At 63.2% G+C, this 11,523-nt stretch carries 13 protein-coding genes and 1 riboswitch; of the genes, 10 read left to right on the top strand and 3 right to left on the bottom strand.

Annotated features, from left to right (window positions below; all coding sequences use genetic code 11):
- Positions 1-8: 8 nt before the first annotated feature.
- A riboswitch (Fluoride riboswitch) is annotated at positions 9-71 on the top strand.
- 64 nt (positions 72-135) lie between these two features.
- The 9 genes from crcB (at position 136) to A6723_RS21885 (ending at position 7,543) form a co-directional block, all read left to right on the top strand.
- Positions 136-519 carry a fluoride efflux transporter CrcB gene (gene crcB, locus A6723_RS21925; protein ID WP_054906572.1) on the top strand — a complete coding sequence of 128 codons (384 nt, stop codon included), beginning with the start codon at positions 136-138 and terminating at the stop codon, positions 517-519.
- A gap of 66 nt (positions 520-585) precedes the next feature.
- Positions 586-906 carry a DUF190 domain-containing protein gene (locus A6723_RS21920; RefSeq protein WP_054906571.1) on the top strand — a complete coding sequence of 107 codons (321 nt, stop codon included), beginning with the start codon at positions 586-588 and terminating at the stop codon, positions 904-906.
- A gap of 141 nt (positions 907-1,047) precedes the next feature.
- Positions 1,048-1,731, top strand: a complete 684-nt coding sequence (locus A6723_RS21915) for a response regulator transcription factor (RefSeq protein WP_024764087.1) — start codon at positions 1,048-1,050, stop codon at positions 1,729-1,731.
- Positions 1,721-2,995, top strand: a complete 1,275-nt coding sequence (locus A6723_RS21910; protein WP_054906570.1) for a HAMP domain-containing sensor histidine kinase — start codon at positions 1,721-1,723, stop codon at positions 2,993-2,995. The genes A6723_RS21915 and A6723_RS21910 overlap by 11 nt, the downstream gene beginning before the upstream one ends.
- A gap of 82 nt (positions 2,996-3,077) precedes the next feature.
- Positions 3,078-3,749 carry a class I SAM-dependent methyltransferase gene (locus tag A6723_RS21905; RefSeq protein WP_054906569.1) on the top strand — a complete coding sequence of 224 codons (672 nt, stop codon included), beginning with the start codon at positions 3,078-3,080 and terminating at the stop codon, positions 3,747-3,749.
- 3 nt (positions 3,750-3,752) lie between these two features.
- Positions 3,753-4,457 (top strand): lipopolysaccharide kinase InaA family protein, encoded by a 705-nt coding sequence (locus A6723_RS21900; RefSeq protein WP_054906568.1) that lies wholly within the window; start codon positions 3,753-3,755, stop codon positions 4,455-4,457.
- Complete coding sequence (locus A6723_RS21895) at positions 4,454-4,678, top strand: hypothetical protein (protein WP_024764091.1); 225 nt, start codon at positions 4,454-4,456, stop codon at positions 4,676-4,678. Before A6723_RS21900 ends, A6723_RS21895 begins: the two co-directional genes overlap by 4 nt.
- Positions 4,679-4,769: 91 nt before the next feature.
- Entirely contained in the window at positions 4,770-5,969 is a 1,200-nt protein-coding gene (pncB, locus tag A6723_RS21890) for a nicotinate phosphoribosyltransferase (protein WP_054906567.1), read from the top strand.
- A 95-nt stretch (positions 5,970-6,064) separates the two neighbouring features.
- Positions 6,065-7,543: a helicase HerA-like domain-containing protein gene (locus A6723_RS21885; RefSeq protein ID WP_037018801.1), complete on the top strand. Its 1,479-nt coding sequence runs from the start codon at positions 6,065-6,067 to the stop codon at positions 7,541-7,543.
- A 192-nt stretch (positions 7,544-7,735) separates the two neighbouring features.
- Here the strand turns inward: A6723_RS21885 and A6723_RS21880 are convergent, their stop codons facing one another.
- The 3 genes from A6723_RS21880 to A6723_RS21870 all read right to left on the bottom strand — a co-directional run bounded on the left by A6723_RS21880 (position 7,736) and on the right by A6723_RS21870 (position 10,240).
- Positions 7,736-9,631: a methyl-accepting chemotaxis protein gene (locus tag A6723_RS21880; RefSeq protein WP_054906565.1), complete on the bottom strand. Its 1,896-nt coding sequence runs from the start codon at positions 9,629-9,631 to the stop codon at positions 7,736-7,738.
- Positions 9,632-9,755: 124 nt separating this feature from the next.
- Positions 9,756-9,953: a Flp family type IVb pilin gene (locus tag A6723_RS21875; RefSeq protein ID WP_054906564.1), complete on the bottom strand. Its 198-nt coding sequence runs from the start codon at positions 9,951-9,953 to the stop codon at positions 9,756-9,758.
- Between the two features lie 80 nt (positions 9,954-10,033).
- Positions 10,034-10,240, bottom strand: coding sequence for a Flp family type IVb pilin (locus A6723_RS21870; protein WP_054906563.1), 207 nt, complete (start codon positions 10,238-10,240; stop codon positions 10,034-10,036).
- Positions 10,241-10,598: 358 nt separating this feature from the next.
- Here A6723_RS21870 and cpaB point away from each other — a divergent pair, with 358 nt between their 5' ends.
- Positions 10,599-11,519: a Flp pilus assembly protein CpaB gene (cpaB, locus tag A6723_RS21865; protein WP_054906562.1), complete on the top strand. Its 921-nt coding sequence runs from the start codon at positions 10,599-10,601 to the stop codon at positions 11,517-11,519.
- Positions 11,520-11,523: the final 4 nt, after the last annotated feature.

Raw genomic sequence — 11,523 nt, 5'->3', positions numbered from 1 at the left:
TGCCAGACTGCGGCGCAGGAGATGGCATTCCTCCTTCAACCGCCCTTGTGGCTGATGATGCCTACGCATTGACCTGGAAAGGCGCGTAGGCGCTCGCCTGCAGCCTGTCCAAATCATCCCTTCCAGGACAGGATCATGTTGAAATCCATTCTCGCCGTATCCCTCGGCGCCGCCCTCGGAGCCTTGCTGCGCTGGGTTCTCGGGCTCAAGCTCAATACCCTTTTGCCGTCGATGCCGCCGGGCACGGTGGTCGCCAATCTGGTTGGCGGCTACATCATCGGCGCGGCCATCGCCTTCTTCGCCAACACCCCCGGCGTAGCGCCCGAGTGGCGCTTGCTGATCATCACCGGGTTCTGCGGTGGCCTCACGACTTTCTCGACCTTCTCGGCGGAAGTCGTCGTGCTGTTGCAGCAGGGCCGGCTGGCCTGGGCCATGGGGACTGTCGCCACGCACCTTGCCGGATCCCTGTTGATGACCCTGGCCGGGCTTTGGTCGGTGAACGCACTGATGGGCCGCTAGGGTCGGGCAGGAGAGGTCCCGCTCGGGCGCCAGCGATAGAGAGGCCACAGGCCTTCGGAGGAAGAGATGAACGGCTACCAGTTGAAGTTCTTCACCCAGCAGGATCGCAAGCATGCCGGCCTGCCGCTGGCCCAGTGGTTGCTGGAGGAGGCGCGCCGGCAAGGTGTTCGCGGCGCCACCCTGATGACGGCGAGCGAAGGATTCGGCAAGACCGGGCGCATTCACTATGCGCACTTCTTCGAACTGGCCGACCAGCCGCAGGAAGTCACCATGGCGGTCAGCGAGGAAGAGTCCGGGCGTATCTTCGCAGCCATTCGCCAGGCAGGTGTGAAGCTGTTCTACGTGAAGACGCCAATCGAGTTTGGCGTCACCGGCGAGGATGACTGACCACCGCGGAGCTCTAGTGCTCAGCGGGCTGCGGTGTCAGTGCTACCGTGTCAGTGCGAACAAGTGTGAAAAAACCGTTAAAGGCGCTTAAGGTCCATTTAAGCCAGTTAGGCTAGAGTGCTGTTCGCGAAAGGAGAGCACATGCGTATTCTGTTGGTTGAAGACAATCGGGACATCCTGGCCAATATGGCCGACTACCTGGGCCTCAAGGGCTACACGGTGGATTGCGCCCAGGACGGCCTGTCCGGATTGCACCTGGCGGCGACCTCCCATTACGACCTGATCGTACTGGACGTCATGCTGCCGGGGCTGGACGGTTTCACACTGTGCCGCCGGCTGCGTGAAGACGCGCGCCGCGACACACCGGTGATCATGCTCACCGCCCGCGACCAGTTGGACGACCGCCTGCAGGGCTTCCGTTCGGGCGCCGACGACTACCTGCTCAAGCCCTTCGCATTGTCCGAACTGGCCGCCCGCATCGAGGCGGTGCTGCGCCGCAGCCAGGGTGGCGGTCGCCGCGAGTTGCAGGTCGCCGACCTGAGCTACAACCTCGACACCCTCGAGGTGAACCGCGCCGGCAAACCGCTGAAACTCAACCCCATCGGCCTCAAGCTGCTGGCGGTGCTGATGCAGAAGAGCCCGCACGTGGTGCGCCGCGATGTACTCGAGGAAGCCGTCTGGGGCGATGACTGCCCTGACAGCGACAGCCTGCGCAGCCACGTGCACCAGCTTCGCCAGGTGATCGACAAGCCCTTCGCGTCCTCCCTGCTGCACACGGTGCACGGTGTCGGTTACAAGCTGGCAGAGGAAACGCATGGAGTATAAGCAGAGCCTTTCCCGCCGGATTGTCTTTGCCTTCGTACTCATGACCGCCGCCGTCGGCGGCCTGTTCTCGGTGGGAATCGTCGGCGTTGTTCACATCGTCGAGGAGCGTCTGATTTCCCGCGACCTGGGTGGTGAGCTGGATCGCATCCTCAATGAGGACCTGGGCAACGGCCAGGCTCCCAAGCTCGATCCGGGCATGCGTTTCTTCATCAGCGATGGCGCCGGCGTCTACGCCATGCCGCCGGCATTGCGCCGGCTGGATGAAGGGTTCCACGAAGTCTTCGATGGCGAGTTGTCCTTCCATGCGCTGGCGCGCGACGTCGATGGTCGCCGCTTCGTCCTGCTGCAGGATCAGAGCGACTTCGAAGCACGCGAGCAGATTCTCTACGCGGCTGTGGTTACCGGCTATGTCCTGAGCCTGGCCTTGTCCGGGGTGCTGGGCTGGCTGCTGGCGCGCAAGGTCATGGAACCGGTGGCACGCCTGGCGCGCCAGGTTCGGCATCGCGATCAGTTGCTCGAGCTGGCGCCGCCCATGTCGCCGGATTACGCCAACGACGAAGTGGGTGAACTGGCGGCGGCTTTCGATTACGCCATGGGGCGGCTGCACGACGTGCTGACTCGGGAAAAGCTCTTTACCAGCGATGTCAGTCACGAACTGCGTACGCCGCTGATGGTGATCGCCACCAGTTGCGAGCTGTTGGCGGAGGAGCCGGGACTCAGCGCGCGGGCGCGCGCTCAACTGGCGCGCATGAACAGTGCCTGCGAGGAAATGCGCGACCTGGTGCAGACCTTCCTCATGCTGGCCAGGGCCCAGCGCAAGGACATGGCCATCGTTTCTCGGGCCGGGCTGCGGCAGATCGGAGATGAGTTGGTAGCGCAGTGGCGCGGCCCCATCGAGGCAAAAGGTTTGACGCTGGTATACGAGGCGAACCAGGAGATGACCGGGCAATTCAACGCGCCTTTCCTGCGCTCGGTGATGAGCAATTTATTGCGCAATGCGATGCATTACACCGAAAGCGGCAGCATCCGCTTACAACTTGGACCGAGCGGATTCTGGGTCGAAGACACCGGCGCTGGCATCCCGGAAGAGCAGCGAGAACGGGTCTTCCAGCCGTTCGTTCGAGGCCAGAACCCGCGTGGTGAGGGGCTTGGGCTCGGGTTGTCGCTGGTCAAGCGGATCTGCGCCTCCGAAGGCTGGGACGTCACGCTGCGTCCCGCAGAACCCCATGGCTGCCGCTTCGAAGTTCGCCTAGCCGTGGTTTGACAAAATCTTCACAAGTGCATGACCCGGCTGTGACAGGCTGGTTTGTATCGTTCGCCCTGAATTCGGGAAAGGTAATAATCCGATGACTGAAAAACCCGTCGACTTGGAATTCTCCCAGAAGTACGACCGCCAGCATGCGCAGCGTTACCTGCGCAAGCACCAGGCCGGACTGTCCCGGAAACTTTCCCATTGGCGCGATGTCCAGATAGCCCGCCAGGCCCTCAAGCTTGCCGGCCAGCCCAACCTGGTGCTCGACCTGCCGTGTGGCGCCGGACGCTTCTGGCCGATGCTGGCTGAAAAGGAGAATCGGGTGATCATCGGGGCGGACAATTCGCCTGACATGATTGCCGTCGCCTGTGCCGGTCAACCGAATGAGGTTGTAAAACGCGTCCGACCTTTGCAGACTTCGGCGTTTGCCATTGATCTGCCGGACAACGCCGTCGACAGCATCTTCTCGATGCGCCTGATGCACCACATCGGCGAATCTGATGATCGTTTGACGATGCTGCGCGAATTTCACCGCGTAAGTCGCGATTCGGTGATCCTGTCGCTGTGGGTCGATGGCAACTTCAAGTCCTGGAAACGTGCGCGCGCCGAGTCGACCCGCAAGAAACACGCCTACCAGAACCGCTTCGTGATTCCCGCCAAGACCATCGAGGCGGAGTTCCGCCAGGCTGGTTTCAAGGTCCAGGATCACATTGATTTCGTCCCGCTCATCCATATGTGGCGGGTCTACATTCTGCGTAAGGAGTGATGGATGGCCGTTGATCTGGCTTCGCTGCAGCAAATTTCCGGTGAGAACGCCATCGACCGTTGGCTCCAGGTACCCGGCAAGTGGGTCGAGGAGCCGAACCGTCGGCGCGGTGGCGAGAGCGGTGTGCAGCGAGTCCTGACCTCTGACGGCCGGATGCTCTATCGCAAGCAGCAGATGGGCCACATCTACCGTGACCTGCTGCATCCCTTTGGCTACCCCACGGCGATTCGCGAGCGCAATGCGCTCAAGGCTGCCGAAGCGCTGGGAGTCAGGGTGCCGCCCCTGGTCTATGCCGGTTGCCGCAAGGTGGACGGTGAATGGCAGGCCCTGCTGGTCACCGAATCCCTCGACGGTTTCAGCAGCCTTGAAGACTGCTATGCCCGTGGCGATCAGGAACGCTGGGGTGAAGCGCTGCACCAAAGAATTCTGCAACATTACGGTAGTACCCTTGCAAAACTTAACGCCGGCCGCTGGCAACACGGCTGCCTTTACCTCAAGCACGTGTTCGTGAAGGTGGACGGCGACAAGATCGAAGTGGCCCTGATTGACATGGAAAAAGCCCGCCAGCGCTTCAGCGCCCAGCGAGCTGCGCGTCATGATCTTCGCCAGGTGAAACGCCGCTCGTCGTGGACTGAGGCGCAATGGCAGGCCTTTGTCTATGGTTACCAAGCGGCGTTTGGCAGCGCCATCAAAGGGTTGCAGACATGAAGTTAGAAATTACGCGAGGTTTGCTCCTCGTTGGCGCGCTCGGGGTGGCAACCCTGGCGGCGGCGGCCTGGCATGAGCCGGGGCCTTCGGTCATCACCGGAAAAGGCGGCCTGGACAGCTGCCCCATCCCGCCCAACCTGCGCGCCAAGCAACAGGACATCCGCCCGGACGATGACCTGCTGCTTTTCCTCTTCGGGATGTCGCAGAGCAAAGCACGCTGATTTCTGATTCGAACTCAAAACCCCGCCTCGGCGGGGTTTTTTGTGGGCGGCCGGTTTAGACTGCCGATTCGAAGCCTGCAATGAGACGAGCATGAGCGACAGCGCATTTTCCCGGCGGATCGTGCAGAACCTGCTGGATACCGATTTCTACAAGCTGAGCATGATGCAGGCAGTGCTGCACAACTACCCCAACGCCGAGGTGGAGTGGGAGTTCCGTTGCCGCAATGAAGAGGATCTGCGCGCCTACCTGGATCCGCTGCGCGAGCAGATCGAGCGCCTGGCGGAGCTTTCCTTCGCGCCGCAGGACCTGGCCTTCCTCGAGCGCATCCCGTTCTTCAAGCCGGACTTCATCCGCTTCCTTGGCCTTTTCCGCTTCAACCCCAACTACGTCCAACTGGGTGTGGAGAATGAGGAGCTGTACCTGCGGCTCAAGGGCCCATGGCTGCATGTGATCCTCTTCGAAGTGCCGCTGCTGGCGATCATCAGCGAAGTGCGCAACCGACACTGTCATCCGGGCGCCACGCTGACGATGGTCCGCGAGCGGCTGCAGGAAAAATTCGACTGGTTGCGCGGGGAGGCCAGCACGGAAGAACTGGCCGGCTTCAAGATGGCTGATTTCGGCACTCGCCGACGCTTCTCCTACCCGGTGCAGGCGGCGGTGGTGCGGGACTTGCGCGACGGCTTCCCGGGGCATTTCGTCGGCACCAGCAACGTTCACCTGGCGCGCGAGCTGGGCGTCAAGCCGCTGGGCACCATGGCCCATGAGTGGCTGATGGCGCACCAGCAACTCGGCCCGCGGTTGATCGACAGCCAGGCCGCCGCGCTGGACGCCTGGGTGCGCGAATACCGTGGGCAGCTGGGCATCGCCCTGACCGACTGCATCACCATGGACGCCTTCCTGGCGGACTTCGACCTGTACTTCGCCAAGCTCTTCGACGGCCTGCGCCACGACTCGGGCGACCCACTGGAATGGGCGGAAAAGGCCATCCAGCATTACGAGCGGCTGGGAATCGACCCGCAGACCAAGACCCTGGTGTTCTCCGATGGCCTCAACCTGCCACGGGCACTGGAAATCTACCGTGCGTTGCGCGAGCGCATCGACGTCAGCTTCGGTATCGGCACCCATTTCACCTGTGATGTGCCGGGCGTGCAGCCGATGAACATCGTGCTGAAGATGACCGCCTGCAATGGCCATCCGGTGGCGAAGATCTCCGATGCGCCAGGCAAGACCCAGTGCAAGGACGAGAACTTCCTTCACTACCTCAAGCACGTCTTCAAAGTGCCGAGGTAGCCGATTGCGCGGCGCGCCGGGACGCGCCACTCTTGCTCAAGTACTCATCGCGCCAGGCTTGCTGGCGCGACAGGCCCACTGAAGGGGAACAACGGATGTCAGCCACGAACGAACTCATCATCGGTGCGGGTCCCGACGGGCAGCCGGTCGGCCAGTCCTGGAAGCTCGCCAACCGCCACGGCCTGATCGCCGGCGCCACCGGCACCGGCAAGACGGTGACCCTGCAGCACCTCGCCGAGTCTTTCAGCGATGCGGGTATCGCGGTGTTCGCTGCGGACATCAAGGGTGACCTGTGTGGCATCGCCGCCGCCGGTAATCCTCAGGGCAAGGTGGCCGAGCGCATCGCCAGCATGCCGTGGCTGAACTACAAGCCCCAGGCCTACCCGGTCAGCATCTGGGACGTGGCCGGCAAGACCGGTCACCCGCTGCGCACCACGCTGTCGGAGATGGGCCCGCTGTTGCTGTCCAACCTGCTGGAACTGACTGAGAGCCAGCAGGCCGCGTTGTTCGCCGCCTTCAAGGTGGCCGACCGCGAAGGCCTGCTGCTGCTCGACCTGAAGGACCTCAAGGCGCTGCTCAACCACTTCAAGGAACACCCGGAAGTGCTCGGCGAGGACCGAGCGCTGTTCACCGCGGCTTCGTCCCAGGCGCTGCTGCGGCGCCTGGCGCTGCTGGAGCAGCAGGGGGCCGAGGACTTCTTCGGCGAGCCGGCACTGCAACTCGAAGACCTGCTGCGCCCCGAGGCCGATGGTCGCGGGCGCATCCACTTGCTGGATGCCAGCAAGCTGGTACACGACGCGCCCAAGGTCTACGCCACCTTCCTGCTCTGGCTGCTGGCCGAGCTGTTCGAACAACTGCCCGAGCGCGGCGATGCGGACAAGCCGATCCTCGCGCTGTTCTTCGACGAGGCGCACCTGCTGTTCAACGGCACGCCCAAGGCTTTGCAGGACCGCCTGGAGCAGGTGGTGCGGCTGATCCGTTCCAAGGGCGTGGGCGTGTACTTTGTCACCCAGTCGCCCAGCGACCTGCCGGACGACGTGCTGGCGCAACTGGGCCTGCGCATCCAGCACGGCCTGCGTGCCTTCACGGCCAAGGAGCAGAAATCCCTGCGCGCGGTGGCCGATGGCTTCCGCCCGAACCCGGCGTTCGACACCCTGAAGGTGCTCACGGAACTTGGCATCGGCGAGGCGCTGGTTGGCACGCTGGAAGAGAAGGGCACTCCTGCAATGGTCGAGCGCGTGGCCGTGGCGCCGCCGCAGTCGCGCATCGGCCCGCTGACCGATGCCGAGCGTGCGGACGTCATCCGTCGCTCGCCGCTGGCCGGGCGTTATGACCAGCCGATCGACCGCGAGTCTGCCTACGAAAAGCTCACCGGCCGCGCCGACGACAAAATGGCGCCGACCCAGGGGAAGGAAGAGAAGGGCACCGACTTCGGCGGTATGGCCGGCGAGATCCTCGGTTCCCTGGCCAGCCAGGTCAGCAAGACTGTGGTGCGCCAGGCGGCGAACCAGATCGGCCGGCAACTGGTGCGAGGGCTGATGGGCGCGCTGTTGGGCGGTAGCAAGCGGCGGTAATTGCAGAGCCGTCTGTGGCGAATCAGATCGGTACCGGCGAAAGCGGATTCACCGGCGGGTTCGTCTCGGGGCGGTTCGCGAGCAAGGGCCAGGCGCCCCCTCGGTCCTGCACGGAGCGAGGTTTTTTGTAGGAGCGAGCTTGCGCGCGAACAAGAAAGGCGCCTGAAGGCGCCTTTTTCGTTTCCGCCGAAATCAGATGCGGAARCTGTCCACCAGGTGGCGCAGGCGRCCGGCCTGGTTCTCCAGGTCGGCRCAGGCGCGCAGGGTRGCCTGGAGGTTTTCCACGCCCTCCTGGTTGAGGGTGTTGATCTCGGTGATGTCCATGTTCARCGAGTCGACCACGGCGGTCTGTTCYTCGGTGGCGGTGGCGACCGACTGGTTCATCGAGTCGATCTCGCCGATGCGGTGGGTCACGCTGGCCAGRCGTTCGCCKGCRCGGTTGGCGATCTCCACGCTTTCCAGGCTGTAGCGCTGGCTCTCGGTCATGGTGTGCACGGCCTCGCGGGCGCCGATCTGCAACTCTTCGATCATCTTCTGGATTTCCTGCGCGGACTCCTGGGCGCGGTGCGCCAGGTTGCGTACCTCGTCCGCCACTACAGCGAAACCGCGCCCGGCTTCCCCGGCGCGGGCGGCCTCGATGGCGGCGTTCAGTGCCAGCAGGTTGGTTTGCTCGGAAATGCCTTTGATCACCTCCAGAATCTGCCCGATGTTCACCGTGCGGCTGTTCAGCGCCTCGATGTTGGCGCAGGCSGARCTGATCTTGTCMGACAGCTGRTTCATCGCGCTGATGGTCTGCTCSACCACCTGGCGCCCGTCGCCGGCCTGGTGCGAGGCATCGGTGGCGTGGTGCGAGGCRTCGGCGGCGTTGCGGGCGATTTCCTGGGCGGCGGCGCCCAGTTCGTTGATCGCYGCGGCGACGCTGTTGGTCCGGTTGGACTGCTCRTCGGAGTTGCTCATSGAYGAGTTGGAGGCGTTCACCACCAAYTGCGAGACGTCRTGCAGGCTGCGTGCGGTGGAAGCCACTTCGCGGATCGATTCGTGGATTCGCTCGACGAAACGGTTGAAGGCATTGGCCAGTACGCCGAACTCGTCGTTGCTGGCGACCTGGAGGCGCTTGGTCAGGTCGCCTTCGCCCTGGGCGATGTCCTGCATGGCGCGGCCCATGTCGGTCAACGGCGCCATCAGCACGCGGATGAGCATGCCCAGCAGGAAGAGGATGGCGACGATGGCGATCACGGTGGCGATGATCGCGGTGTTGCGGAAGTCGCTCAGCATTGCGTAGGCGGAGTCCTTGTTGAGCACCAGGGCGACGTACCAGGTGACTCCCGGCAGGCCTTTCACCGGCGTCATCGAGACCAGTTGCTCTTCACCGTTGATGCTGACTTCCTGCACGCCCGGCTGCACTTTCGGCGCGCCTTGCTGGTAGACCTCGCCGAGGGATTTGAAGATCAGGCTGCTGTCCGGGTGCAGGAGGATCTTGCCGGCATCGCTGACGAGGAAGGCATAGCCGTCGCCGTCGAATTTCAGCGAGTTGATGATCGCGGTGATGGTCTCCAGCTTCATGTCGCCGGCGGCCACACCGACCAGTTGGCCGTTGCGCATGACCGGCATCGACATGGCGAGGATCTGCTCGTTGGTGCCAGCATCCAGGAAGGGCTCGGTGACGATCAGCCGGCCGGCGGCCACGGCGTCCTTGTACCAGCCGCGGGTACGCGGGTCGTAGCCATCGGGCATCGGCGCATAGGGGCGCATGGTGAACACGCCGCTGGCGGCTTCACCCAGGTAGACCGACTCGAAGTTCTTCTGGAACACCGCCTGCTCCAGCACATGCTGGATGCGCTCGGGCGTTGGTTCGCCATCGGCCAGCTGCGCGGCTTCGGCCTCGACCAGCTGGATGCGACCGTCCAGCCAGCTCTGGATGTTGCTGGCGGTCAGGCTGCCCACCTCGGTGAGATAGGACTCGGTGTCGGAGTGGATCGCCTCGCGCTGGCGGAAGTCGTTGAAGAGAATGAAACAGGCGAAGGCGAAGGTGACGACGAGGGAGGCTGCCAGGAGGATCTTCCTGGAGAAGGACAGCGAGCGAAGCATGGGGAAAGCATCCTGCAGGTGGAACAAGGGTTAGGCAGGATGTATCGGCTGTCTAGGACGGGACTTTAGAGACTGAATGCGAAAACGGGCGCGGTGTTGCACCGCGCCCATCGCCGCATGGACCTCAGGGGCCCAGCGCGTTCTGCACCAGCGTCATCAACGAGCTGATCTTGGTGCCGATGGGGGTAGCTGCGGCGACGATGGCAATGGAGATGAGACCGGCGATCACCGCGTACTCGATGGCCGTTGCCCCTTCTCGATCGGAAAGGAAAGTGCGCAGGCGGGAGTAGAGGCGTTTTACTGAGTCGATCGTGCGTTCCATGTACGAGCCCTCCGGGCAGGAGACAGCGGCGCCGGCGGAGCCGTTTCCGGCTCCGCGAACGCTTCGAATCAGGAAGTGGATCAGGCGCCGATGGCGGTCTTGATCGCCGTCATGAGTGCGCCGATTCGCGTACCGATCGGAGTTGCCGCCGTTAATACCGCAATGGAAATAAGCCCGGCAATGACCGCGTATTCAATCGCGGTGGCCCCTTCGCGGTCACGTATGAAGGACTTGGCTTTGCTGAGGATATTCTTCGAAAGTTGTTTTGCTGAGGTTTTGTTTTTCATGGCCGTCGCTCCGTGCACGCCCGACTGCAAACAGGGCGGTTGCCCTGACTTCACCGTCAGGCTAGGCGCAGTGTGGCCGAATGCAATTGATCAAATAGCGCTAATACCAAAGTTATAGTCACGGGGAAGTATAACTAACTGGAGATTGGAAATTTGCAGTTAGCATTTGACGCTATTACCGCAGCTACTAAATTCTGCTTTGGAACAAGTAGAGTCTGATTATCAGGAAAGGTTCTTATCGAACTTTCCTGTTCAGCCGAAATAACAATAAAGGTCTGAAGGACGTACTCCGGCAGGCATTTGTTTCGCGGAGTCGGGCCAGCGGCACGACTTCCCACTTGTGCACAAGGATGGGTTCATGAATAGCAAGGTGCTGATGGTATTCGCCGGGCTGTTGTTGGTGTGCGCAGGGGTAGTGGGTTACCTCGGGCTTCAGATCGGCAAGCCGGCTCAGCCGGCAGTGGGTGTGGTCCAGGACATGGCGCCCGCGGCAGTGGCCGAGGCCGACAAGCTGCAACGCACGCCGGTGGTCGTCGCCGCACGGGATCTGCCGGCGCTGGCGGTGATCGGCAAGGAAGACCTGGCCGTCGAGCAGCTGCGCACCGCGCCCAGTGGAAGTTTCCCCAAGCCTGAAGCGCTGATCGGCCAGCGCGTCTGGGTCGCGGTGCCGGCCGGCAGCATCATTTCCTCTTCGATCACCGAACCGGGCGGGCCGCTGGCGCGGACTATCCGCCCTGACGAGCGTGCGATGGCCATCGCGGTGGATGAAGTCATCGGCGGCGGAGGTTTTGTCCTGCCCGGCGACTATGTCGATGTGATGCTCTTCGTCCAGGACCAGCAGACCGGCGAGCGCAGCGTCAGCGCCCAGGTGGTGCTGCCCGGCGTGCGCGTGCTCACCTACGGCGAGCAGATTGCCGTGGCGAAGGACGGCCAGGCGCGCAACGCCGGCGATCCCAAGGACCAGACTCCGCGCCCGCCGCGCACTGCCGTGCTGGCCGTGCCGGCCGAGGCCACCTCGCGATTGATGCTGGCCAGCCAGGCCGGGTCATTGCGCCTGGCAGTGCGCAGCAAGGATGAAAAGCTCTACGAGAAGGAGCAGGAGGGCCGCTACCTTGAGGCCTCCCTGGGGGCGGGCAGCAGCCAGCCGATCACCCTCGAACAACTGATCGGCAAGCCGCGGCCGACCACAGTGCCTGCCTCTCGCCAGGTTTCCGCGCCGGCGGTGAGCCAGGGCGTGGTGGTCTATCGCGGTACCGAAGTCACCCGTGAAGCACATTGAGCAA

Origin of the sequence: Pseudomonas sp. AU11447, from assembly GCF_001672555.2 — a bacterium.
In the GTDB taxonomy this organism is placed as follows: domain Bacteria; phylum Pseudomonadota; class Gammaproteobacteria; order Pseudomonadales; family Pseudomonadaceae; genus Pseudomonas; species Pseudomonas nitroreducens.
This window is presented reverse-complemented; position numbering and strand designations above follow the sequence as displayed.

Bases quoted from the DNA above. Each gene is read 5' to 3' on its own strand.
- A6723_RS21905 (WP_054906569.1), top strand. From the start codon at position 3,078: ATGACTGAAAAACCCGTCGACTTGGAATTCTCCCAGAAGTACGACCGC.
- A6723_RS21870 (WP_054906563.1), bottom strand. From the start codon at position 10,240: ATGAAAAACAAAACCTCAGCAAAACAACTTTCGAAGAATATCCTCAGC.
- A6723_RS21910 (WP_054906570.1), top strand. From the start codon at position 1,721: ATGGAGTATAAGCAGAGCCTTTCCCGCCGGATTGTCTTTGCCTTCGTA.
- A6723_RS21900 (WP_054906568.1), top strand. From the start codon at position 3,753: ATGGCCGTTGATCTGGCTTCGCTGCAGCAAATTTCCGGTGAGAACGCC.
- pncB (WP_054906567.1), top strand. From the start codon at position 4,770: ATGAGCGACAGCGCATTTTCCCGGCGGATCGTGCAGAACCTGCTGGAT.
- A6723_RS21895 (WP_024764091.1), top strand. From the start codon at position 4,454: ATGAAGTTAGAAATTACGCGAGGTTTGCTCCTCGTTGGCGCGCTCGGG.
- A6723_RS21920 (WP_054906571.1), top strand. From the start codon at position 586: ATGAACGGCTACCAGTTGAAGTTCTTCACCCAGCAGGATCGCAAGCAT.
- A6723_RS21915 (WP_024764087.1), top strand. From the start codon at position 1,048: ATGCGTATTCTGTTGGTTGAAGACAATCGGGACATCCTGGCCAATATG.
- A6723_RS21885 (WP_037018801.1), top strand. From the start codon at position 6,065: ATGTCAGCCACGAACGAACTCATCATCGGTGCGGGTCCCGACGGGCAG.
- A6723_RS21875 (WP_054906564.1), bottom strand. From the start codon at position 9,953: ATGGAACGCACGATCGACTCAGTAAAACGCCTCTACTCCCGCCTGCGC.
- crcB (WP_054906572.1), top strand. From the start codon at position 136: ATGTTGAAATCCATTCTCGCCGTATCCCTCGGCGCCGCCCTCGGAGCC.
- cpaB (WP_054906562.1), top strand. From the start codon at position 10,599: ATGAATAGCAAGGTGCTGATGGTATTCGCCGGGCTGTTGTTGGTGTGC.